Raw genomic sequence first — 22,574 nt, 5'->3', positions numbered from 1 at the left:
TGAGATGATCGAAAGAGGTGTAAATGATGGTAAATACGCTTGATGTAGAAAGTTTGAAAGTTATTGTTTTTCAATTGGCAGATAAAGAGTACGCAATTCCTGTTAGTCAAGTTCAAGGAATTGAAAAAACAATGCATATTACACGCGTTCCAAAAACACCGAGATACGTGAAAGGTGTTATCAACTTACGAGGTGTAGTAACGCCAATCATTGATCTACGCGAACGCTTTGACCTGGATATTTCTTCGGATAATGAAAGTACAAGAATCATCATTATTTCATTGGATGAAATGGAAGTAGGATTTATCGTCGATGCAGCTAATGATGTAATGGATATACCAAAGGAATCAATTGAACCGCAACCTGAAGTAGTTGGTTCATTAGAAGAAGAATTCATTTCAGGTGTAGCGAAAGTCGGTAAGCGCCTTCTTATTTTGCTTCATTTAGATAAAGTACTAAATACGTTAAAGTAAAGAAAGGTATGAACCTATGACATTTCACGATAAAATCACGTCATTACATTTAGATGTTTTGAAGGAGATTGGTAACATTGGAGCAGCGCATGCTGCTACTGCTCTTTCATCTTTATTAAATACAAAAATAGATATGCGTGTACCGAAAGTTGAAATGGTGTCATTTAATGAAATGATGGAAAGAGGTGGCGGTGCGGATCAGGCTGTCGCTGGCATCTATTTGAGAATTGAAGGAGATGCTAAAGGTGGAATGTTCTTTATCCTACCGATTGAACAAGCTAATCATTTCATACAAAAATTAATACGAGATGAAAGCTTTGATTTCCGTCAAACACCTGTTTCCGAATTAGGTTTTTCTGCAATGCAAGAGCTTGGAAATATTTTATCGGGCTCATATTTATCAGCGCTCTCAGATTTCACTAGTTTAAAAATTTATCCAACCCCACCTGCGTTAAGTATTGATATGTTTGGTGCTATTATTAGTTTTGGATTAATCGAAGTATCTCAAGTAAGTGATCATGTTATCGTCATTGATACTACGATTTATGAAGAAAATATGGGAGATACAGAGACGGTTAGAGGACATTTCTTCTTATTACTTGACCCTGATTCCTTTGAATCTATTTTTAGAGCATTAGGAGTTTCTTAATATGATAGATAGCGCTAGTGTAGTAAAAGTAGGAATAGCTCAAATGGACGTAGTGAAAGCGCCTAACACAATCCGAACATCTGGATTAGGTTCATGTGTAGGGGTTGTGTTATATGATGAATCAAAAGGGGTAGCAGGGTTAATTCACGTGATGCTTCCAGATTCCCAACTTGGCAGAACAGACTCGATTAATGTGGCGAAATTTGCCGATACAGGTATTCCTGCCATGGTAAATCAGCTGAAACAAGAAGGGGTCCAACCTTTTAAGCTAAAAGCAAAAATAGCTGGAGGGGCTCAGATGTTTCAATTTACATCGAGTAAAGATTCTATGAGAATTGGACCACGCAATGTAGAGGCTGTGAAGTTGCAACTAAAAAAACTGTCCATACCTCTTATTGCGGAAGATACTGGTGGTAGTAGTGGTCGAACAATAGAGTTTGATTTACATACGACCAAATTAAATATTCGAACTGTAAATCAAGGAGTGAAAGATATATAATGGTTGGCTCAATTTTATGGAATTGTTGGGCTTCTCTGATTGGATTTTCAATTTATTTTTTCATGACATTCCAATCAATTAAGACGCCAACGACGATATTATTTAACTCATTTTTAATTGCTTTAGTAGTTTTTTTAATTGCGTTTTTAGTACGATTTGTCATTGCATTTGTCTTTTTTTCACCACAATCAGAAGACTTGACTCTAGCAGAGGGTGAACTTGCAGTGAACGATGGACAAGTAAAAGAGCAGCAGACAGGTCAAGTGCATAATAACATTGAAGAAGATGCTGAAGAAGTAGCAAAAGTAGTTCAATCTATGATGTTAGAAGACATCAAATGAACATGAATTTCTTTGAATTAGAGGATTTTATACAGTAATAGATTGATATAATAGATTTACAAATTGTACTTTACTAAATGGGAGGATTCGGCGATGCAACCAACTGTAAATGAAGAGCAGAAGCTTTGGAGTAGCTGGACTGCTGAACGAGATCCTCGTGCAGGAGACTTGCTAATAAAAAAGTATATCCCATTAGTATCCTATCACGTACAGCGTATTAGTACCGGCTTACCTAAAAATGTGTCAAGGGATGAATTAACAAGCCTTGGAATGATGGGACTCTTCGATGCATTAAATAAATTTGATCCAACTCGTGATTTGAAATTTGATACATATGCATCATTCCGCGTTCGTGGTGCCATAATTGATGGTCTTAGAAAAGAAGATTGGCTTCCACGTTCTGCTCGTGAAAAAGCAAAAAAATTAGATGCACAGATTGAGTCGTTAGAGCAACGTTTAATGCGTCATGTAACACCAGAGGAAATTGCTGTTACTTTAGATGTGCCTGTCGATGATATTTATCAAACAATGCAAGAACACTTTATTTCAAATGTATTGTCAATGGACGAGCAGTCTCAAGATCAGGATGATCATGAAGGTAAATCATTTATTATTCGTGATGATAATGTGAAGACACCTGAACAAGAAGTTGTGAAAATGGAATTACTAGGGGATCTTGCGGACAATATATTAAAGTTAAATGAGAAAGAGCAACTTGTATTAAGTCTGTTTTATACAGAAGAAATGACACTCACTGAAATTGGAGAAATGCTAGAGCTTTCAACCTCGCGTATTTCACAAATCCATTCAAAAGCATTATTTAAATTGCGGAATCTATTATCATCTGAAATGCAAAATGCATAAATGGAGGCATGTTGTATGAGCTTAAAAGGTGTCGAGCTTCAAATAGCGATTCCGAAAACATTTGAAGCTGGTAAAATGGCTGACCAAGCACAACAACAAGTAAACACGAATCAAGACTTGGCTAATGCAGCTTTGCAACGCCAAATTGAGCGCAATCGTACGTCTGTATTGGAATCGGAAAGTACCGATGAGATTAAAGACGAAGATCCATCTGCGAATAATCAATCAGGTAGTGGAAAGAATAGTAAAAAAAAGCATGAGTCAGAAGAAGTGAACGAAAAAGCTAAACATCCATTTAAAGGACAATTCGTGGATTTTAGCGGTTAGGAGCAACAATGGTAGTTGCAATACTTGTCTTTTTATTTATCACGCAAATCATCAGCTTCTTTTTAATTATCATGCTATATTCTAAGCTGTCACGTTTTAAAGATATTGAAGTAAAACAAGAGCGCTTAAAAGATGACATGGATAACGCTATTGGTGCCTATTTGGCTGAAATGCGTGATGAAAACAATCGATTAATTGAAGAACTTTCCAACATTAATATAACTAAGAAAACAACCTATAATGAGCCGGTGGTACAATTGTTGAAAGAAAAAGAAGTTCCAGTTGTACTTGAAAGCGAACAAAAGCAAAAAGGTGAAGAAGCTTTTTTACTATCATCAATTAGTGCATCAAAAAATGTTGCAGCAAAAGCTTATAAACAGAACCAATCCCAACCACAAAAAAAACACCAAGATTTTGACGCAGTTCTTCAAACGGTAGAAGAAACGGCAGAGGGCATAGAATTTTCGATAGAGGATCAAGTTCGTGAACTATATTCTCAAGGTCGTTCAATCGAAGAAATTGCAAAATCCCTACAAAAAGGTAAAACTGAGATTGAACTTATACTAAAGTTTAAGCACTAAATTTGTTGCAGTTGTAAATATTGTGTGATATAGTAGCAAGTGGTGTTACATTACACACGTATTCTGATGTATGGAGCAGGTGCTCTTTTAATAGAGTTACTCTTACAAATGACGAATACGGAGGACAAAAAAACCATTTTCAGGAGGAAACACACATGTCAGTAATTTCTATGAAACAATTACTTGAGGCTGGTGTACATTTCGGTCACCAAACTCGCCGTTGGAACCCAAAAATGAAGAAATACATTTTTGTTGAACGTAACGGTATCTACATCATCGATTTACAAAAAACTGTTAAAAAATTAGAGGAAGCTTATGACTTCATGCGCCAAGTTGGTGCTGATGGCGGTAAAGTGCTTTTCGTTGGTACGAAAAAACAAGCACAAGAAGCTATCAAAGAAGAAGCAGAGCGTTCTGGTAACTACTATATTAACCAACGTTGGTTAGGTGGTACTTTAACTAACTTCGGTACTATCCAAAAACGTGTTGCTCGTATGAAACAAATCGAAAAAATGGAAGAAGACGGTACTTTCGAAGTTCTTCCTAAAAAAGAAGTTGTTCAACTTAAAAAACAACACGAACGTTTAGTTAAATTCTTAGGCGGTATCCGCGACATGCAAGGTATCCCTGATGTTATGTTCGTTGTAGATCCACGTAAAGAACGTATTGCTGTTGCTGAAGCACGCAAACTAAACATCCCTCTTGTAGGTATTGTTGATACTAACTGTGATCCAGATGAAATCGACTACGTTATTCCTGCAAATGACGATGCAATTCGCGCTGTTAAATTATTAACTGCAAAAATGGCAGACGCTTTAATTGAGTCTAAACAAGGTGAAGAAGAAGCTCCAGCTACTGAAGCTGCAGCAGAGTAATTCACAAGTAAGAAACAGGTGATAAGCGGCTAAACCCTCTTATCGCCTTTTTTTGAGAAAATAAAAAAATTCATAACATGATTACACAAGGAGGAACTAACAATGGCAGTAACTGCACAAATGGTAAAAGAATTACGCGAAAAAACTGGTGCTGGTATGATGGATTGTAAAAAAGCATTAGTACAAGTAGACGGAGATATGGACGCAGCAATCGACTTCCTACGCGAAAAAGGTCTTTCTTCTGCAGCTAAAAAAGCAGATCGTATTGCAGCTGAAGGTACAACTTTCATCTTAGAACAAGGAAACGAAGCTGTACTAGTTGAAGTAAATGCTGAAACTGACTTCGTAGCTAAAAACGAAGGCTTCCAAGTTCTTGTAAAAGAATTAGCTACTTTCCTTCTAGCTACTAAACCTGCTTCAGTTGAAGTGGCTTTAGAATCTACTATGGAAAATGGTTTAACTGTTGCGGATCACATTTCAAACGCGATTGCTAAAATCGGTGAAAAAATCACTCTTCGTCGTTTTGAAATTGCTACAAAAACTGACGCTGACTCATTCGGACCATACCTACACATGGGCGGTCGTATCGGCGTATTAACTGTAGTTGAAGGTACAACTGATTCTACAATTGCTAAAGACGTAGCTATGCACGTTGCAGCTTTAAACCCTAAATACATTACTCATGACCAAATTTCTCAAGAAGAAATCGATCACGAGCGTAAAGTATTAACTGAACAAGCTCTTAACGAAGGTAAACCAGAAAATATCGTAGCTAAAATGGTTGAAGGCCGTCTACGTAAATACTTCGAAGAAATCTGTGTTCTTGACCAACCATTCGTTAAAAACCCAGACCAAAAAGTTGGCGATTTCGTTAAAGCTGCTGGCGGTACTTTAAAATCATTCGTACGCTATGAAGTGGGCGAAGGTATTGAAAAACGCGAAGACAACTTTGCTGAAGAAGTAATGAACCAAGTTAAAGGTAACTAATTAATACACATCTAATATAAACAGACTAGGGAGCACAGCTTTTCGTGTTCCCTATTTTTCAAGAAAAAAGTATGACGGAGGTTTCCAATGAGTGTGCCACAATACAAAAGAGTCGTCATCAAATTAAGCGGTGAGGCTTTAGCAGGGGATCAAGGCTTCGGACTTGTTCCTAATATCGTAAAATCAGTAGCAGAACAAATTAAAGAAGTTGTGGACCTAGGAGTAGAAGTTGCCCTTGTTGTTGGCGGCGGTAATATTTGGAGAGGTAAAATCGGTAGCGAAATGGGTATGGAACGTGCAAATGCGGACTATATGGGAATGTTAGCTACAGTGATGAACGCTTTAGCACTACAAGATTCATTAGAAAATCTTGATGTTGCAACACGTGTACAGTCTTCAATAGTTATGACACAAGTAGCGGAACCTTATATTCGTCGTAAAGCAGTACGCCATTTAGAGAAAAAACGCGTAGTTATTTTTGCGGCGGGTACAGGTAATCCTTACTTCTCCACAGATACAACAGCTGCATTACGTGCCGCTGAAATTAATGCGGATGTAATTTTAATGGCGAAAAACAATGTAGATGGCGTATATTCAGCTGATCCAAAAACAAATGCTGATGCAGTTAAATATGATAATTTGACATACTTAGAAGTTATTCAACAAGGATTACAGGTAATGGATTCTACTGCTTCAACGCTTTGTATGGACAATGATATCCCACTCATAGTATTCTCAATAATGGAGAATGGAAATATTAAACGTGCCGTTCAAGGTGAAACTATTGGCACAGTTGTTAGGAGGAATTCGTAATGCCTAAAGAAGTGATGGCTCAAGCTAATGAGAAAATGGTCAAAACAATTAACGCGTACTCTCGCGAACTAGCTTCAATTCGTGCTGGTCGTGCGAACGCTTCATTATTAGACCGAATTTCAGTTGAATATTATGGTGCACCAACACCGATTAATCAATTAGCAGGTGTATCTGTTCCTGAAGCTCGTCTTTTAGTTATTCAACCATATGACAAAACAGTTCTAGGTGACATCGAAAAAGCACTTATGAAATCAGATATTGGTATTACACCAACTAATGATGGGAATGTGATTCGCTTAGCAATCCCTGCTTTAACTGAAGAGCGTCGTAAAGAACTTGTAAAAGTCGTTAAAAAGTCTGCTGAAGATGCTAAAGTTGCAATCCGCAACGTGCGTCGTGATGCAAATGAGGATTTCAAAAAACTCGAAAAAAATGGCGATATTACTGAAGACGATTTACGCGGCTATGCTGATGATGTCCAAAAGGCTACAGACGAAAGCATTGTAAAAGTTGATGAACTTGCTAAAGAAAAAGAGAAAGAAATCATGGCAGTTTAATTTCAAGAACCTTGTTTTCTAAAAGACGTCCTAACTAAGGGGACGTCTTTTTTTTAAACAAGATTAAGGAAAAGAATTCTTATTTTTGATATGATAGATGAAGTATACGTTCCGATTTGTAAGCTAGTGGAGGATTCTAAATGTTGAATAAACTCGTATGGAGAAAATCAGATAAACAAAATCGAAATTTACAGGAACGAATTTCAGATATGACTGGAGAAATTGTGCCCAAGCACATTGCTATTATTATGGATGGTAACGGTCGTTGGGCAAAAAAACGTGCAATGCCGCGTGTCGCTGGTCACCATGAAGGTATGAAGAATGTCCGTAAAATTACAAGGGCTGCAAATAGGATTGGTGTGCAGGCTCTTACTTTGTATGCATTCTCAACTGAAAATTGGAAGCGCCCTAAAATGGAAGTAGAATTTTTAATGCGCTTACCTGAGGAATTTTTAACTTCATTTTTACCCGAACTCATGGAACTGAATATTCGAATCGCTATGATTGGAGAAATGGACTCTCTTCCTGAACATACACAAAATGCTGTAAAAAAAGCGATGAAAGAAACGGAAAAAAATACAGGGATGGTATTAAATTTTGCACTTAATTATGGTAGTCGATCTGAGATAGTATCAGCGGTACAACAATTAGTTCAGAAAGCTCAAGATGGTGAACTTACCGTGGAAGATATTACAGAAGATAGTATTTCAACACATTTAATGACCAGTGAGTTACCAGAACCTGATTTATTAATTCGTACAAGCGGAGAAATTCGTTTGAGTAATTTTATGCTTTGGCAGCTAGCATATACTGAATTTTGGTTTACTGACACGCTCTGGCCGGATTTTGACGAACATTCACTTTTAGATGCGGTGAACGATTATCAAAAACGTAATCGTCGATACGGAGGATTGAAAGGGGAATAAAACGTGAAACAGCGTATTATCACAGGCGTTATTGCTGCTGCGTTATTTATACCATTTGTTGTTTTGGGAGGACTTCCATTTTCGTTATTAGTATATGCGATGGCAGCAGTTGGTCTGTATGAAATTTTACGAATGAAAGGCATTTCGCTATTTTCAGTACCAGGCATTTTAACATTACTAACAATGTTTATTTTGCTAATGCCAAATGATTGGGAAGCGAAAGTCTTAGAAGTAACATCTTATTCGAAAATGGAATTTCTATTTTTAGGTGCTATTCTATTACTAATTTATACAGTGCTAATTAAAAACAAGTTCACTTTTGATGAAGTAGGATTTGTTATCATAAGTGTGCTTTATGTTGGTATGGGTTTCCACTATTTGATTGAAACACGAGTGGAAGGGTTAGAATATGTTATCTATGCCTTAGTTATCGTGTGGACAACTGATTCAGGTGCTTATTTTGTTGGGCGCAAGCTTGGAAAAAACAAATTATGGCCAGAAATTTCACCAAATAAAACAATTGAAGGATTTATAGGCGGGATTGTTACCGCTATTGTCTTTGCAATACTATTCCAATTGATTGTTGGTATTGAAACAACATATGTCACTTTAATTATTGTATCGATTATTGCTTCTATATTCGGTCAAATGGGCGATTTAGTAGAATCAGCGATTAAACGTCATTATGATGTGAAAGACTCAGGTAAAATATTACCTGGACATGGCGGTATTTTAGACCGCTTTGATAGTTTATTATTTGTATTACCATTGTTGCATTTCTTGCACTTTGTTGGATGAAGAAGGAGATTATTTTGATGAAATCAATTAGTTTACTAGGCGCAACAGGATCTATTGGTATTCAAACGTTGGATATTGTGAAGGACCATAAAGATTCGTTTCAACTTGTAGCCTTCTCAGCAGGGAAAAACATCGAAAAAACACGTGAAATTGTTAAGGAATTTAAACCTCTTATCGTATCAGTACAATTTGAGAAAGATGCAGTTGCATTGCAAAAAGAGTTTCCTAAAACGGATTTTGTTTTTGGTGCACAAGGCTTAATAGACGTAGCTACTTGCCCTGAAGCTGATGTGTTAGTCAACGCAGTATTAGGTAGTGTTGGATTAGAACCAACATTAGCTGCGATTAAAGCTAAGAAGAATATCGCCATTGCTAATAAAGAAACATTAGTTACTGCCGGTCATATAGTAATGTCGGAAGCAAAAAAACATGGTGTGGCAATTCTACCAGTAGATAGTGAACATTCAGCTTTATGGCAATCGATGCACGGTGAGAACCGAAAAGACATTTCACGATTAATTTTAACTGCTTCAGGTGGTAGTTTCCGCGACCAAACGCGTGAAGATTTGAAAAACGTTACTATAAAAGAGGCGTTAAATCATCCGAACTGGTCAATGGGAGCTAAAATTACAATTGATTCAGCAACATTGATGAATAAAGGGCTTGAAGTCATTGAAGCGGCAGTGTTATATGATGTGGATTATGATAATATTGACGTGTTAATACATAGAGAAAGTATTATTCACTCAATGGTTGAATATCATGATACTAGTATTATGGCTCAACTAGGGACACCTGATATGCGAACACCAATTCAATATGCACTTAGTTATCCAGAACGTTTACCACGTTCAACCGCAGAACGCCTTGATTTGGCGAAGATATCTCAATTACATTTTGAAAATGTAGATTTACAACGTTTCCGCTGCCTTGATTTCGCATATCAAGCAGGTCGAATGGGAGGGACAATTCTTACAGCCATGAATGCGGCAAACGAAGCAGCTGTTGGAGCATTTTTGCAAGAAAAGATTAAATTCTTGGAAATTGAAGATCTTATTGAACGAATTATGGACAAACACGTGAACATTTTACAACCTGATTTAGAAACTATTTTACACGTAGACAAAGAAACGAGAAAATCAGTTCAAAGCATGATAAAATAACTACAGGATTGAATGATATTTTTTCAAGCTGAAGAAGGTGGGATTCCATGCAATCAATCATTGCATTCATAGTAGTGTTCGGCTCAATTGTATTCTTTCATGAGCTTGGTCACTTTATTTTTGCGAAACGTTCAGGTATTTTAGTTAGAGAATTTGCAATCGGCTTTGGACCTAAAATTTTAGGGATTACAAAAGGTGAAACACTGTATACTATTCGATTACTTCCACTTGGTGGTTATGTACGAATGGCTGGAGACGATATGGACAATATCGAGCTACAACCTGGTTATAGAATCGGTATGCAACTGAATGACAAAGATGAAATTGAAAAAATTGTATTAAATCAAAATAAGCAACTACCGGACATGTTATTTTTGGAAGTTGAAAAAGCGGATCTACAAAAAGAATTGTGGATTGAAGGCTATGACGAAGATGAGCATCTTGTACGTTATGATGTAGCGCGTGATGCAGTTATTAATGAAAATGGTACTGAAACAATTATTGCTCCTTATGATCGTCAATTTAATTCAAAATCATTAGGTAAGCGTGCAATGACGATTTTTGCAGGTCCGTTATTTAACTTTATCCTTTCATGCATAATATTCATTGTTATTGGACTAGTTCAGGGAATTCCAACGAATGAGCCAGTTATTGCTGATGTAGTAAAAGGTAGTCCGGCTCAAGCGGCAGGTATAGTTAAAGGGGATGTCGTTACTGCTATAAATGGCAAAGCGATTGACAGTTGGCAAGAATTATCTGAAGCTATTCAAAATAGCCCGAAAAAAGAAATGACTTTGGATGTACAACGTGGTGGGGAAAAAGAGCGAATTGTATTAACACCAAAAGAAGTTGTAGTAAATGAACAAAAAATGGGGCAAATAGGTGTACAATATTCAAGTCCGATGGAAAAAAATCCACTAAAAGCATTCTCGTATGGTGTGGAACAAACGTATACATGGACAATGAAAATATTTGAACTATTAGGTATGCTTGTAACTGGTAAATTTACACTAGATGCATTATCTGGTCCTGTTGGTATTTACAAAGCAACTGAAGAGGTAGCTAAATACGGTTGGACAAATGTCATGAACTGGGCAGCTATTTTAAGTATCAACTTAGGAATCATGAATTTATTACCACTACCAGCTTTAGATGGTGGACGTCTATTATTCTTCGGTTTTGAAGCTATACGTGGCAAACCGATTGATCGCCAAAAAGAAGGTATGGTACATTTTGTTGGTATTATGTTGTTAATGATTTTAATGATTGTCGTAACTTGGAACGATATTCAAAGATTTTTCTTTTAATAAATATTTATAAATAACGCAAAAGGTGTGGTTTTTATGAAACAAAGTAAAACATTTATCCCAACCTTACGTGAAATACCTGCTGATGCTGACGTTAAGTCTCATCAGCTATTATTACGTGCAGGTTTTATTCGTCAAAATACAAGTGGTGTCTATTCATATTTACCACTAGCAACAAAAGTACTTAAAAAAATAGAACAAATTGTTCGCGAAGAAATGGAAGCAATCGATGCTGTGGAATTGTTAATGCCTGCTTTACAACAAGCTGAGCTTTGGCAAGAAACAGGACGTTGGGAAGCATATGGCCCAGAGTTGATGCGTTTAAAAGACCGTCATAACCGTGATTTTGCACTGGGAGCTACACATGAAGAGGTTATTACTTCTTTAGTGCGTGACGAAGTAAAATCTTATAAAAAATTGCCATTAACACTTTATCAAATTCAAAATAAATTCCGTGATGAAAAGCGCCCTCGCTTTGGTTTATTACGTGGTCGTGAATTTGTTATGAAAGATGCATATTCATTCCATGCTACACGTGAAAGTTTAGATGAAACATATAATGATATGGTAAAAGCTTATACGAATATTTTCACTCGACTTGGCTTGAACTTCCGTGCAGTTATTGCAGATTCAGGTTCAATAGGCGGTAAAGATACACACGAATTTATGGTGCTATCTGAAATTGGAGAAGATACAATTGCTTTCTCTGATGAATCAAGTTTTGCTGCTAATATTGAAATGGCTGAAGTAAACGTTGAGTATAGTCATTCAAATGAAGATATGAAAGAACTTGAAAAAGTTTCTACGCCTGACCAGAAGTCAATTGACGAGATTGTTGAATTCTTAAAAGTATCACCTGAATCTTGTATTAAATCATTAGTATTTAATGTAGACGACGAACTAGTTGTTGTATTAGCTCGTGGAGATCATGAAATCAACGATATTAAATTGAAGAACGCACTTGATGCACAATCTGTTGAATTAGCAGATGACAAAGTTATCTTTGATTTATTAGGTAGTCATGTTGGTTCTTTAGGGCCTGTAAAACTTCCGATTAATGTAAAAGTAATTGCGGATCATGCAATCAAATCTATCCGTAATGGTGTATGTGGTGCAAATGAAGATGGCTTCCACTATATTAATGTAAATCCAGGCCGCGATTTTGCAATTGATCGTTTTGAAGATTTACGCTTTATCCAAGTTGGCGACCCATCTCCAGACGGAAAGGGTACTATTAAATTTGCTGAGGGTATTGAAGTTGGGCATGTATTCAAACTAGGTACAACATACAGTGACTCAATGAAAGCAACTTTCCTGGATGAGAATGGACGAGCTCAATCATTTATTATGGGTTGTTATGGTATTGGTGTGTCTCGCCTTGTAGCTGCGGTTGCAGAACAATTCCAAGATAGCTATGGTTTTGTTTGGCCAAAACAAATTGCGCCATATGATATTCACTTGATTTCAGTGAATGAAAAAGATGAAGCACAAAAGAATTTAACAGAAGAAACGTACAAATTGTTACAATCATATCGTTATGATGTGCTTTATGATGATCGTAAAGAGCGTGCAGGCGTTAAATTTGCAGATGCAGATTTAATCGGGTTACCAGTACGTGTTACTATTGGTAAAAAAGCATCAGAAGGTATTTTAGAAGTGAAATTTAGACAGTCTGGCGAAACTTTCGAATGGGCTAAAGAAGAGTTAGTCGATCGTTTGAATAACTTTTTTCACGCTGAGTAATGTCGAATGAGTCAAAAGGGGGAAGTACTTTAATGTACTTCTTTTCTTTTTTTACAGAAGGTAGGTGGGATAATGACAAACGAGCAAGATGCAAAGTTGAAGTTTCAACTACTGCTCCAACAAATTGAATTAACAGAAGACGTTTATATGCCTTATTTTAATGCAGCAGAATTAGCTAGAATGACCGTACACAAAAAAGAACGCGTTTGGCGATTTTCTCTCAAATTACCTGCGATTTTACCATTTGGAGTATATCGCGAATTTGAAACACGATTAACAAAGGCATTTTCGCAAATAGCACAAATTGAATTGGATATTGAAGCTCCGCAACAAACAATATCAAAGGAATTGGTTACAGATTATTGGCTAAAAGTGATTGAAGACATCGATGAACTATCACCACCATTGCGAGAAGGTTTAGTGAAACAGCTGCCTGAGTGGAATGGTCAGAAAATGATGATTAATTGTCAACAAGAGCTTGAAATGATGACACTTAAGAAAAAGTATACAGACATTATAGCGGACGCTTATGAAACCTATGGATTCCCGCATATGCCAATTGATTTCCAACTAAATGAATCAACTGAAGCATTAGCAGAAGCACAACATGCCTTTTTAGAACAACGCCGTTTAGAAGAGGAAGCTTTTGCGAAAAAAGCTGTCGAAGATATGCAAAAGCGTGAAAAAGAACGCAATGATAATCCAAGTGGTGTAGACGTTTCAGACCGTCCATTCCAGCTTGGGGTCCCTATTAAGCCTGATGAAGCTATGATGGAAATTCAACAAATTCAAGATGAAGAACGCCGCATCACAATTGAAGGATTTGTCTTCGCTGCAGAAGTAAAAGAGTTGCGTAGTGGTCGATCACTTCTTACTTTGAAAATTACCGACTATACTGATTCCATTTTAGTGAAAATGTTCTCACGAGATAAAGAGGACGCTGCACTTATGCAGCAGGCTAAAAAGGGTATGTGGGTGAAGGCGCGTGGCTCGGTTCAAAATGATACATTTGTTCGTGATCTAATTGTTATGGCACAAGATATTATGGAGATAAAGCCTGTCTTACGTAAAGATACCGCTCCAGAAGGTGAAAAGCGTGTGGAACTACATCTTCATACTCCAATGAGTCAAATGGACGCTGTTACATCTGTTGGTGATCTCGTTGCCCAAGCAGCTAAGTGGGGACATCCAGCAATTGCAATTACAGATCATGCTGTTGCTCAATCTTTCCCGGATGCCTATAATGCGGGTAAGAAGCACGGAATAAAAATTTTATACGGACTAGAAGCTAATCTAGTAGATGACGGTGTACCTATTGCGTATGATGAACAGCATCGTCTACTTGAAACGGATACATTTGTTGTCTTTGACGTAGAAACAACTGGATTATCAGCTGCATACGACACTATAATCGAGCTCGCTGCTGTCAGAATCGTTAATGGTGAAGTTGTCGATAAATTTGAGAGTTTTGCAAATCCGCATCACCCTCTTTCTGCGACAACGATCGAACTCACAGGTATTACAGATGATATGGTTAGAAACGCACCAGAAGTTGTAGATATGATTAAAAAATTCCATGAATTTATTGGTGATGGAATAGTTGTCGCTCATAATGCTTCATTTGATATAGGTTTCTTATATGAGGCTTATAAAAAAGCAGGAATTGATGAAAAGAATCATCCAGTTATAGATACATTGGAACTTGCACGTTTTTTACACCCTGAAATGAAGAATCACAGATTAAATTCTTTATGTAAAAAGTTCAATATAGAATTAACACAACATCACCGTGCTATTTATGATACAGAAGCTACGGGATTCCTACTTTTACATCTCTTAAAAGAAGCGGATGAAAAGGGCATTAAATATCACGATGATTTCAACAAAAATATAGGTGGAGGAGATTCATACAAACGAGCTAGACCGACACACTGTACAATTTTAGCAACTGATAATGTCGGTCTGAAGAACCTCTTTAAACTTATAAGCTTTTCACATACGCAAACTTTTTACCGCGTCCCTCGTCTTACACGCTCAATGTTGACGAAGTACCGAGAAGGATTAATTATCGGTTCAGCTTGCGATAAAGGTGAAGTTTTCACAACAGTTATGCAAAAATCAATGGAAGAAGCAGAACAAGTTGCAAAATTCTATGATTATTTAGAAGTGCATCCAAAAGCTGTATATTCACATTTAATTGATAGTGAACTTGTACGTGATGAGTGGAACTTAGAAGATATCATCCGTAAAATTGTAAAGTTAGGAAAGAAATTAGACAAGCCTGTTGTAGCGACAGGGAATGTTCATTATTTAAATGAAAATGATGCTATATTCCGTCAAATTTTAATCCGTTCACAAGGTGGGGCAAACCCATTGAATCGTCATACATTACCAAAAGTACATTTCCGCACGACTAACGAAATGCTAGATGCATTTGCTTTTTTAGGTGACGATATTGCGAAAGAGATTGTTGTAACAAACCCTCAGAATATTGCTAATATGATTGGTGATGTGAAGCCAGTAAAAGATGATCTTTATACACCTAAAATTGAAGGTGCAGATGAGGAAGTACGTAATATGAGTTATGATATGGCGCACTCTATTTACGGACCCAACTTACCTGAGGTTGTAGAAGCACGTCTTGAAAAAGAGTTAAAATCGATTATTGGTCATGGATTCGCTGTTATTTATTTAATTTCACATAAACTTGTGAAGAAATCATTAAATGATGGTTACTTGGTAGGTTCTAGGGGATCGGTAGGTTCGTCACTTGTTGCAACAATGATGGAAATTACCGAAGTAAATCCTTTACCACCTCACTATGTATGTCCAAATTGCCAGCATGCAGAATTTTTTGATGACGGTTCTGTTGGTTCAGGCTTTGACCTACCGAATAAGGATTGTTCTGAATGTGGTACTCCTTATCAAAAAGACGGCCACGACATTCCGTTCGAAACTTTCCTTGGATTTAAAGGAGATAAAGTTCCTGATATCGACCTTAACTTTAGTGGTGAATATCAACCACAAGCCCACAACTATACGAAAGTATTATTTGGTGAAGAATATGTGTATAGAGCAGGAACAATTGGTACGGTCGCAGAGAAAACTGCGTATGGCTATGTAAAAGGTTATGCAAGTGACAATAACTTAAATTTCCGTGGTGCAGAAGTAGACAGACTTGTACAAGGGTGTACGGGTGTTAAACGAACAACAGGGCAACATCCAGGAGGTATTATCGTAGTACCTGATTATATGGATATTTACGATTTCTCGCCGATTCAATTTCCAGCAGATGCACAGGATTCTGAATGGAAAACAACGCATTTCGACTTCCACTCAATCCATGATAACGTTTTAAAACTAGATATACTTGGCCATGATGATCCGACGGTTATTCGTATGCTACAAGATTTATCAGGAATTGATCCTAAAACAATTCCTACTGATGACGTAGAGGTTATGCAAATTTTCAATGGACCAGAGTCATTAGGTGTAACAGCCGAGCAAATCAATTGTAAAACAGGTACTTTGGGTATTCCTGAGTTCGGTACACGATTTGTTCGTCAAATGTTAGAAGAAACGAAACCATCGACATTTTCAGAGCTTGTCCAAATTTCTGGACTATCTCACGGTACGGATGTTTGGTTAGGAAATGCTAGTGAATTAATCCAAAATGGTACATGTGTGTTATCTGAAGTTATAGGTTGTCGTGATGATATTATGGTGTATTTAATCTATCAAGGATTGGAACCATCATTGGCCTTTAAAATTATGGAGTCAGTGCGTAAAGGTAAAGGTTTATCAGAAGAATTTGAAGCAGAAATGAAAGCTAATAAAGTGCCTGGGTGGTACATTGATTCATGTAAGAAAATTAAATACATGTTCCCAAAAGCCCATGCCGCTGCATATGTATTAATGGCAGTGCGTATTGCATATTTTAAAGTACATTTACCAATTCTTTATTATTGTGCATACTTTAGTGTGCGTGCTTCTGACTTCGATCTTATCGCGATGGTGAATGGTTCGCAGATGATTAAGTCAAAAATTGATGAAATTGATGCAAAAGGTTTGGAAGTTTCTACGAAAGAAAAAAGCTTGCTAACTGTCCTTGAGCTTTCTTTGGAAATGTGCGAACGAGGTTATCATTTCCAAAAGGTAGATTTGTATCGTTCTAAAGCAACGGAATTTGTGATTGATGGGGATAGTTTAATTCCTCCTTTCAATGCAATTCCTGGTCTTGGTAACAACGTAGCGTTTGCCATTGTTAAAGCAAGAGAAGATGGCGAATTCTTATCAAAAGAAGATTTACAACAACGTGGACGTGTATCAAAAACATTAATCGAATATATGGATAAACTCGGTTGTTTAGAAGGTATGCCAGATGCTAACCAACTCTCTCTGTTCTAGGGTTTATTTGCATTTCGGGCTATACTGTGCTATCATTTATTTAATTAATTTGTTGATAGAACGCCAGCAAAAGAGTGGGATTTCCCGCTCTTTTCTGTTGTTATGACAACATGAAGTGAGTCAGGAGGATTGTATGAGCAAAGTTATCTCAGCAGTGGAACAACTTGCAACGCCTATAGTAGAAGGGTTAAACCTTGAATTAGTCGAAGTTGAATTCGTTAAAGAGGGTCGCGATTGGTTTTTGCGCGTTTACATTGATACTCCTGAAGGAAGCATTGACATTGAACAATGTGCTCAAGTAAGTGAATTATTAAGTTTAAAGTTGGATGAATCTGATCCAATTGAACAAAATTATTTCCTTGAAGTGTCATCTCCAGGAGCAGAACGACCATTAAAAAAAGAAGCTGATTTTGAAAAAGCTATCGGTCAATTCGTGCATATTAAATCATATGAAGCCATTAACGGTATGAAAGTATTTGAAGGTTATTTGAGATCTTATACAGACGCAGGTGTAGAACTTGACGTTAAGATTAAAACAAGAAAAATTAAGGTCGTTATCGATAAAGATAAAATAGCATTAGCTCGTTTAGCAATCGATTTTTCTGCAGAAAGTTAATAGTAGGAGTGAAATAGACAATGAGTAAAGAATTGGTTGGTGCGTTAAATGCACTTGAAGCAAAAGGTATCTCTCGTGATATCATTATTGAAGCAATCGAGGCGGCACTTATTAATGCATATAAAAAGAATTACAACCAAGCGCAAAACGTGCGTGTTGATTTAAACCTTGACCGCGGTACAATGCACTTGTATTCAAGAAAAGATGTAGTAGAGGTAGTAGAAGACGATCGCTTACAAATCTCTGTAGAAGATGCGCAAGTTATCAACCCTGCCTATGAGATTGGTGATATCGTGGAACAGGAAGAAACACCACGTAATTTCGGACGTATCGCTGCTACTACAGCGAAACAAATCGTTACTCAACGATTCCGTGAAGCAGAACGTGGCATTGTCTATGAAGAATATGTAGATCGCGAAGATGATATCGTAAATGGTGTTGTAGAGCGTTTAGACCCACGTAATATTTATGTTGGTTTAGGTAAAGTCGAAGCGGTATTACCACAAAATGAACAAATTCAAGGTGAGTCGTATGCACCTCACGATCGTATCAAAGTGTATATCACAAAAGTTGAACGTACTTCTCGTGGACCACAAGTATACGTATCACGTACTCACCCAGGTTTACTTCGTCGTTTATTTGAATTAGAAGTTCCTGAAATCTTCCAAGGTACAGTAGAAATTAAATCAATCGCTCGTGAAGCTGGCGATCGCTCTAAAATTTCTGTCTTTGCACATAATGAAGAAGTGGATCCAGTAGGTTCATGCGTAGGTACAAAAGGTGCCCGTGTTCAAACAATTGTTAATGAACTAAACGGTGAGAAAATCGATATCGTTGAATGGTCAGAAGATCCTGTAGTATTCGTTGCAAACGCACTAAGTCCTTCTAAAGTTCTTGATGTACAAGTTGATGAAGAAGAAAAGTCAACTACAGTAGTAGTTCCTGATTATCAATTATCTTTAGCTATTGGTAAACGTGGTCAAAATGCTCGCCTTGCTGCGAAATTGACAGGCTGGAAGATTGATATTAAGAGTGAAACAGATGCAAGAGAATTAGGAATCTACCCAAGTCAATCTTCAACTGTTGTTTATGAGGAAGCTCAAGACGAAGAAGATGCAGATTATGACGTTGAGGTTGATTTATATAAAGACGACGAAGAATAAGTAAAAGCATTTGGTCATATGCAAAGTCTTCTTATAGAATCAATATGGCCAAAAGTTCTTACGCTAAAAGGAAGGTGTGTTCTTATGTCGATAAACAGAAAAATTCCTTTAAGAAAATGTGTAGCAACTGGTGAAATGTTCCCTAAAAAAGAGATGATCCGGGTTGTTCGTTCTAAAGAAGGCGAAGTTTCCGTGGATGTTACAGGCAAGAAATCAGGTCGCGGTGCATATGTTTCAAAATCCGAAACAGCTGTTGCAGAAGCGAAAAAGAAAAATGTCCTGAAACATCAGTTAGAAGTGGAAATTCCTGAACAACTATATGAAGACCTTTTAAAAGTCATTCGTAAGGAGACGTTAACATGACGCCACAGCAATCTATATTAAATTTACTTGGATTGGCTGCCAGGGCTCGTAAAATCGTTTCAGGCGAAGAACAAGTTATTAAAGAAGTACGCAGTAATGGTGCGAAGCTTGTTATTTTAGCAACAGATGCTTCTGCCAATACGCGCAAAAAAATGCAAGATAAATGTCATTCTTTCAACGTTGAGTTGCAGGAGTTCGGGACTAGATATGATCTCGGACATGCCACGGGGAAAGACGCACGGGTCTCATTAGCCATCGTGGATGACGGTTTTGCAAAAAAACTGTCCGAGCTTCTCAACGAAATCTAACCGGGGGTGAATACATGACAAAATTACGCGTCCATGAATATGCGAAACAAGTAAATAAGTCAAGTAAAGAAGTTATTGATCAGCTTACAAAGCTACAAATAAACGTCACAAACCATATGTCTACGTTAGAAAAAGATGCAGTTAGCAAATTAGATGGTGTATTTAAAATGAAAATTAACGCACAATCATCTCAAGGACCAAAAAAAACTGAGCACCAAAACAGAGGACAACAAGGGAATCGTCCGAACGCTAGAAAAGAAGAAAAAGCACCACAAACTAGCGCTGCTCAACCAAAACAAAATACTAATCAAGGAAGTACTATGAATAACAATTCCACTTCAAAAAACAACTCAAACTCAAATTCAAACAATCGTTCTAACTCAAATGCAAAACCAAATACTAATTCAAGACCGAACTCTAACACAAGCTCAAGACCGAACTCGAACACAAGTTCAAGACCGAACTCGAACACAAGTTCAAGACCGAACTCGAACACAAGTTCAAGACCAAATTCGAATTCTAATACGAACACAAACTCAAGACCAAATACAGGTTCAAACAATAAACCAAATACGAATTCGAATACAAGAACTGGCTCGAATACAAATTCTAGTCAAAACCGTAATACAAATCGCGGCCCTGGTGGTCAATCCAACCAACAAGGTGGAAACCGTAACTTTAACCAAAGAAAAAAACCAGGTATTAATGGTGGCCAACGTCGTAAACACAGACCACAACCAGTTGTACCTGCAGTGAAAAAAGAGTTACCAGAAAAAATCACTTTCTTCGAATCATTATCTGTAGGCGAATTAGCGAAAAAATTAGGCCGTGAACCATCTGAAATCATCAAAAAATTATTCATGCTTGGCGTTATGGCAACAATTAACCAAGAGCTTGAACAAGATGCTATCGAACTAATCTGTGCTGATTATGGTGTGGAAGTTGAGGAAGAAATTCGTATCGACGTAACAGACCTAGAAACTTACTTCGAGGGTGACCAAGAAGAAGTAAATACAAATAACATTACAGAACGTCCACCAGTTGTAACAATTATGGGTCACGTTGACCATGGTAAAACAACATTACTAGATTCAATTCGTAATACAAAAGTAACTGCTGGAGAAGCTGGCGGTATTACTCAACATATTGGTGCTTATCAAGTAGTCGTTAACGACAAGAAAATTACATTCCTAGATACACCGGGACACGCAGCGTTCACAACAATGCGTGCACGTGGTGCAAGAATTACTGACTTAACAATTTTAGTAGTTGCTGCTGATGATGGTGTAATGCCTCAAACAGTTGAAGCAATCAACCACGCAAAAGCTGCGGAAGTTCCAATTATTGTTGCTGTAAACAAAATGGATAAACCAACAGCTAACCCTGATCGTGTAATGCAAGAGCTAACTGAGCATGGTCTAGTACCAGAAGCTTGGGGTGGCGAAACAATCTTTGTTCCAATCTCAGCATTAAAAGGAGACGGCATTGATTCATTACTTGAAATGGTATTGTTAGTTTCAGAAGTAGGCGAATTAACAGCAGATCCAAAACGTAAAGCTATTGGTACTGTAATCGAAGCACAACTTGATAAAGGTCGCGGTTCTGTTGCTACTTTATTAGTACAAAATGGTACTCTTAATATCGGTGATCCAATTGTAGTTGGCCACGCTTATGGGCGTGTTCGTGCAATGGTTAATGATATTGGACGTCGCGTGAAAACTGCAGGTCCTTCTACACCGGTTGAAATTACTGGTTTAAGTGAAGTCCCTCAAGCAGGCGATCGTTTTGTAGTGTTCGAAGATGAAAAAACAGCTCGTCAAGTAGGGGAAGCCCGTGCAACGACTGCTATTCAAGCACAACGCTCTGAAAAACAACGAGTAACTCTTGATAATTTATTTGAACAAATGAGCCAAGGCGAAATGAAAGAATTAAACTTAATCGTTAAAGCTGATGTTCAAGGTACAGTAGAAGCAATGGCAGCTTCACTAATGAAAATCGATGTAGAAGGTGTAAATGTACGTATCATCCACACAGGTGCTGGTGCAATTACAGAATCTGATATTTCATTAGCAGCTGCATCAAATGCAATTGTCATTGGTTTCAACGTACGTCCAGATACAAATGCGAAACGCGCAGCTGAAGCTGAAGGCGTAGATATCCGTCTACACCGTGTTATTTATAAAGTAATTGAAGAAATCGAATCTGCAATGAAAGGATTACTAGATCCTGAATTCCAAGAAAAAATAATTGGTTCTGCAGAAGTTCGTGAAACATTCAAAGTATCTAAAGTCGGCACAATTGCTGGTGGATACGTACTTGAAGGTAAGATTACGCGCGATAGTGGCGTTCGTGTTATCCGTGAGGGTATCGTTATTTTCGAAGGCGAATTAGACTCTTTAAAACGTTTCAAAGATGATGCTAAAGAAGTAGCTAAAGGTTATGAATGTGGATTTACAGTGAAAAACTTCAATGATATTAAAACAGAAGATGTAATTGAAGCATTCATTATGGAAGAAATTGTACGCAAATGATTGTCTACGCAGAGTGTGAATTCTTCATCCCTGCGGCCCATTCATTAAAAGAAAAACGTGCTGTCTTGCAACGTATGATTACCCGCACAAAACAGCGGTACAATGTTTCCATTTCAGAAATTGACCATCAAGATGTTTGGCAAAGAGCATTGCTCGCGATTGTTACTGTAGCTTCTTCTAAGGATGCAGCAGATCGTGAGCTCACTCGTGCTCTCCAACTTCTAGAATCAAACCCCGAATGGGAACGACTAAACATACAAAGAGAGTACTTATAAAAATTGAG

23 protein-coding genes are annotated in these 22,574 nt (G+C 37.4%); all 23 read left to right on the top strand.

Going from position 1 to position 22,574, the window contains the following annotated elements; genetic code table 11:
* Nucleotides 1-26 precede the first annotated feature (26 nt).
* The 23 genes from AMD00_RS12905 to AMD00_RS12795 all read left to right on the top strand — a co-directional run bounded on the left by AMD00_RS12905 (nucleotide 27) and on the right by AMD00_RS12795 (nucleotide 22,566).
* Nucleotides 27-473: a chemotaxis protein CheW gene (locus AMD00_RS12905; RefSeq protein ID WP_053417452.1), complete on the top strand. Its 447-nt coding sequence runs from the start codon at nucleotides 27-29 to the stop codon at nucleotides 471-473.
* A 16-nt stretch (nucleotides 474-489) separates the two neighbouring features.
* The gene (locus AMD00_RS12900; RefSeq protein ID WP_053417451.1) at nucleotides 490-1,122 is read left to right on the top strand and encodes a chemotaxis protein CheC; all 633 of its coding nucleotides are present in this window, start codon (nucleotides 490-492) and stop codon (nucleotides 1,120-1,122) included.
* 1 nt (nucleotide 1,123) lies between these two features.
* The gene (locus tag AMD00_RS12895; RefSeq protein ID WP_053417450.1) at nucleotides 1,124-1,621 is read left to right on the top strand and encodes a chemotaxis protein CheD; all 498 of its coding nucleotides are present in this window, start codon (nucleotides 1,124-1,126) and stop codon (nucleotides 1,619-1,621) included.
* The gene (locus AMD00_RS12890) at nucleotides 1,621-1,962 is read left to right on the top strand and encodes a hypothetical protein (RefSeq protein ID WP_053417449.1); all 342 of its coding nucleotides are present in this window, start codon (nucleotides 1,621-1,623) and stop codon (nucleotides 1,960-1,962) included. Before AMD00_RS12895 ends, AMD00_RS12890 begins: the two co-directional genes overlap by 1 nt.
* Nucleotides 1,963-2,055: 93 nt before the next feature.
* Nucleotides 2,056-2,826 (top strand): FliA/WhiG family RNA polymerase sigma factor, encoded by a 771-nt coding sequence (locus AMD00_RS12885; protein ID WP_053417448.1) that lies wholly within the window; start codon nucleotides 2,056-2,058, stop codon nucleotides 2,824-2,826.
* A gap of 15 nt (nucleotides 2,827-2,841) precedes the next feature.
* Nucleotides 2,842-3,153 carry a hypothetical protein gene (locus AMD00_RS12880; RefSeq protein ID WP_053417447.1) on the top strand — a complete coding sequence of 104 codons (312 nt, stop codon included), beginning with the start codon at nucleotides 2,842-2,844 and terminating at the stop codon, nucleotides 3,151-3,153.
* Nucleotides 3,154-3,161: 8 nt separating this feature from the next.
* Nucleotides 3,162-3,734: a DUF6115 domain-containing protein gene (locus AMD00_RS12875; protein WP_053417446.1), complete on the top strand. Its 573-nt coding sequence runs from the start codon at nucleotides 3,162-3,164 to the stop codon at nucleotides 3,732-3,734.
* A 155-nt stretch (nucleotides 3,735-3,889) separates the two neighbouring features.
* Nucleotides 3,890-4,609: a 30S ribosomal protein S2 gene (gene rpsB / locus AMD00_RS12870; RefSeq protein WP_038184184.1), complete on the top strand. Its 720-nt coding sequence runs from the start codon at nucleotides 3,890-3,892 to the stop codon at nucleotides 4,607-4,609.
* 102 nt (nucleotides 4,610-4,711) lie between these two features.
* Nucleotides 4,712-5,596, top strand: coding sequence for a translation elongation factor Ts (gene tsf, locus AMD00_RS12865; RefSeq protein ID WP_053417445.1), 885 nt, complete (start codon nucleotides 4,712-4,714; stop codon nucleotides 5,594-5,596).
* Nucleotides 5,597-5,683: 87 nt separating this feature from the next.
* The gene (gene pyrH / locus AMD00_RS12860) at nucleotides 5,684-6,409 is read left to right on the top strand and encodes a UMP kinase (RefSeq protein ID WP_053417444.1); all 726 of its coding nucleotides are present in this window, start codon (nucleotides 5,684-5,686) and stop codon (nucleotides 6,407-6,409) included.
* Entirely contained in the window at nucleotides 6,409-6,966 is a 558-nt protein-coding gene (frr, locus tag AMD00_RS12855; protein ID WP_053417443.1) for a ribosome recycling factor, read from the top strand. Before pyrH ends, frr begins: the two co-directional genes overlap by 1 nt.
* A 140-nt stretch (nucleotides 6,967-7,106) precedes the next feature.
* Complete coding sequence (locus AMD00_RS12850; RefSeq protein WP_053417442.1) at nucleotides 7,107-7,892, top strand: isoprenyl transferase; 786 nt, start codon at nucleotides 7,107-7,109, stop codon at nucleotides 7,890-7,892.
* A gap of 3 nt (nucleotides 7,893-7,895) precedes the next feature.
* Nucleotides 7,896-8,690, top strand: a complete 795-nt coding sequence (locus AMD00_RS12845; RefSeq protein ID WP_053417441.1) for a phosphatidate cytidylyltransferase — start codon at nucleotides 7,896-7,898, stop codon at nucleotides 8,688-8,690.
* Nucleotides 8,691-8,707: 17 nt separating this feature from the next.
* On the top strand, nucleotides 8,708-9,853 hold the full coding sequence (locus AMD00_RS12840; RefSeq protein WP_053417440.1) for a 1-deoxy-D-xylulose-5-phosphate reductoisomerase: 1,146 nt from the start codon (nucleotides 8,708-8,710) through the stop codon (nucleotides 9,851-9,853).
* A gap of 47 nt (nucleotides 9,854-9,900) precedes the next feature.
* The gene (gene rseP, locus AMD00_RS12835; protein WP_053417439.1) at nucleotides 9,901-11,160 is read left to right on the top strand and encodes an RIP metalloprotease RseP; all 1,260 of its coding nucleotides are present in this window, start codon (nucleotides 9,901-9,903) and stop codon (nucleotides 11,158-11,160) included.
* 36 nt (nucleotides 11,161-11,196) lie between these two features.
* A complete protein-coding gene (locus AMD00_RS12830; RefSeq protein WP_053417438.1) occupies nucleotides 11,197-12,903 on the top strand; it encodes a proline--tRNA ligase in 1,707 nt (568 codons plus the stop codon).
* 72 nt (nucleotides 12,904-12,975) lie between these two features.
* Complete coding sequence (locus AMD00_RS12825; RefSeq protein WP_053417437.1) at nucleotides 12,976-17,310, top strand: PolC-type DNA polymerase III; 4,335 nt, start codon at nucleotides 12,976-12,978, stop codon at nucleotides 17,308-17,310.
* A gap of 133 nt (nucleotides 17,311-17,443) precedes the next feature.
* The gene (gene rimP / locus AMD00_RS12820) at nucleotides 17,444-17,926 is read left to right on the top strand and encodes a ribosome maturation factor RimP (RefSeq protein ID WP_053417436.1); all 483 of its coding nucleotides are present in this window, start codon (nucleotides 17,444-17,446) and stop codon (nucleotides 17,924-17,926) included.
* Between the two features lie 20 nt (nucleotides 17,927-17,946).
* A complete protein-coding gene (nusA, locus tag AMD00_RS12815) occupies nucleotides 17,947-19,089 on the top strand; it encodes a transcription termination factor NusA (protein ID WP_053417435.1) in 1,143 nt (380 codons plus the stop codon).
* A gap of 84 nt (nucleotides 19,090-19,173) precedes the next feature.
* Nucleotides 19,174-19,452 (top strand): RNase P modulator RnpM, encoded by a 279-nt coding sequence (gene rnpM, locus AMD00_RS12810; protein WP_053417434.1) that lies wholly within the window; start codon nucleotides 19,174-19,176, stop codon nucleotides 19,450-19,452.
* On the top strand, nucleotides 19,449-19,760 hold the full coding sequence (locus tag AMD00_RS12805; RefSeq protein ID WP_053417433.1) for a YlxQ family RNA-binding protein: 312 nt from the start codon (nucleotides 19,449-19,451) through the stop codon (nucleotides 19,758-19,760). The genes rnpM and AMD00_RS12805 overlap by 4 nt, the downstream gene beginning before the upstream one ends.
* A 14-nt stretch (nucleotides 19,761-19,774) precedes the next feature.
* Complete coding sequence (gene infB / locus AMD00_RS12800) at nucleotides 19,775-22,291, top strand: translation initiation factor IF-2 (RefSeq protein ID WP_053417432.1); 2,517 nt, start codon at nucleotides 19,775-19,777, stop codon at nucleotides 22,289-22,291.
* On the top strand, nucleotides 22,288-22,566 hold the full coding sequence (locus AMD00_RS12795) for a DUF503 domain-containing protein (protein ID WP_053417431.1): 279 nt from the start codon (nucleotides 22,288-22,290) through the stop codon (nucleotides 22,564-22,566). The genes infB and AMD00_RS12795 overlap by 4 nt, the downstream gene beginning before the upstream one ends.
* Nucleotides 22,567-22,574: the final 8 nt, after the last annotated feature.

Origin of the sequence: Viridibacillus arvi, from assembly GCF_001274945.1 — a bacterium.
Taxonomy (GTDB): domain Bacteria; phylum Bacillota; class Bacilli; order Bacillales_A; family Planococcaceae; genus Viridibacillus; species Viridibacillus arvi.
This window is presented reverse-complemented; position numbering and strand designations above follow the sequence as displayed.

Excerpts from the sequence above, each read along its gene's own strand:
- AMD00_RS12905 (WP_053417452.1), top strand. The coding sequence starts at position 27 with ATGGTAAATACGCTTGATGTAGAAAGTTTGAAAGTTATTGTTTTTCAA.
- AMD00_RS12900 (WP_053417451.1), top strand. The coding sequence starts at position 490 with ATGACATTTCACGATAAAATCACGTCATTACATTTAGATGTTTTGAAG.
- AMD00_RS12895 (WP_053417450.1), top strand. The coding sequence starts at position 1,124 with ATGATAGATAGCGCTAGTGTAGTAAAAGTAGGAATAGCTCAAATGGAC.
- AMD00_RS12890 (WP_053417449.1), top strand. The coding sequence starts at position 1,621 with ATGGTTGGCTCAATTTTATGGAATTGTTGGGCTTCTCTGATTGGATTT.
- AMD00_RS12885 (WP_053417448.1), top strand. The coding sequence starts at position 2,056 with ATGCAACCAACTGTAAATGAAGAGCAGAAGCTTTGGAGTAGCTGGACT.
- AMD00_RS12880 (WP_053417447.1), top strand. The coding sequence starts at position 2,842 with ATGAGCTTAAAAGGTGTCGAGCTTCAAATAGCGATTCCGAAAACATTT.
- AMD00_RS12875 (WP_053417446.1), top strand. The coding sequence starts at position 3,162 with ATGGTAGTTGCAATACTTGTCTTTTTATTTATCACGCAAATCATCAGC.
- rpsB (WP_038184184.1), top strand. The coding sequence starts at position 3,890 with ATGTCAGTAATTTCTATGAAACAATTACTTGAGGCTGGTGTACATTTC.
- tsf (WP_053417445.1), top strand. The coding sequence starts at position 4,712 with ATGGCAGTAACTGCACAAATGGTAAAAGAATTACGCGAAAAAACTGGT.
- pyrH (WP_053417444.1), top strand. The coding sequence starts at position 5,684 with ATGAGTGTGCCACAATACAAAAGAGTCGTCATCAAATTAAGCGGTGAG.
- frr (WP_053417443.1), top strand. The coding sequence starts at position 6,409 with ATGCCTAAAGAAGTGATGGCTCAAGCTAATGAGAAAATGGTCAAAACA.
- AMD00_RS12850 (WP_053417442.1), top strand. The coding sequence starts at position 7,107 with ATGTTGAATAAACTCGTATGGAGAAAATCAGATAAACAAAATCGAAAT.
- AMD00_RS12840 (WP_053417440.1), top strand. The coding sequence starts at position 8,708 with ATGAAATCAATTAGTTTACTAGGCGCAACAGGATCTATTGGTATTCAA.
- rseP (WP_053417439.1), top strand. The coding sequence starts at position 9,901 with ATGCAATCAATCATTGCATTCATAGTAGTGTTCGGCTCAATTGTATTC.
- AMD00_RS12830 (WP_053417438.1), top strand. The coding sequence starts at position 11,197 with ATGAAACAAAGTAAAACATTTATCCCAACCTTACGTGAAATACCTGCT.
- AMD00_RS12825 (WP_053417437.1), top strand. The coding sequence starts at position 12,976 with ATGACAAACGAGCAAGATGCAAAGTTGAAGTTTCAACTACTGCTCCAA.
- rimP (WP_053417436.1), top strand. The coding sequence starts at position 17,444 with ATGAGCAAAGTTATCTCAGCAGTGGAACAACTTGCAACGCCTATAGTA.
- nusA (WP_053417435.1), top strand. The coding sequence starts at position 17,947 with ATGAGTAAAGAATTGGTTGGTGCGTTAAATGCACTTGAAGCAAAAGGT.
- rnpM (WP_053417434.1), top strand. The coding sequence starts at position 19,174 with ATGTCGATAAACAGAAAAATTCCTTTAAGAAAATGTGTAGCAACTGGT.
- AMD00_RS12805 (WP_053417433.1), top strand. The coding sequence starts at position 19,449 with ATGACGCCACAGCAATCTATATTAAATTTACTTGGATTGGCTGCCAGG.
- infB (WP_053417432.1), top strand. The coding sequence starts at position 19,775 with ATGACAAAATTACGCGTCCATGAATATGCGAAACAAGTAAATAAGTCA.
- AMD00_RS12795 (WP_053417431.1), top strand. The coding sequence starts at position 22,288 with ATGATTGTCTACGCAGAGTGTGAATTCTTCATCCCTGCGGCCCATTCA.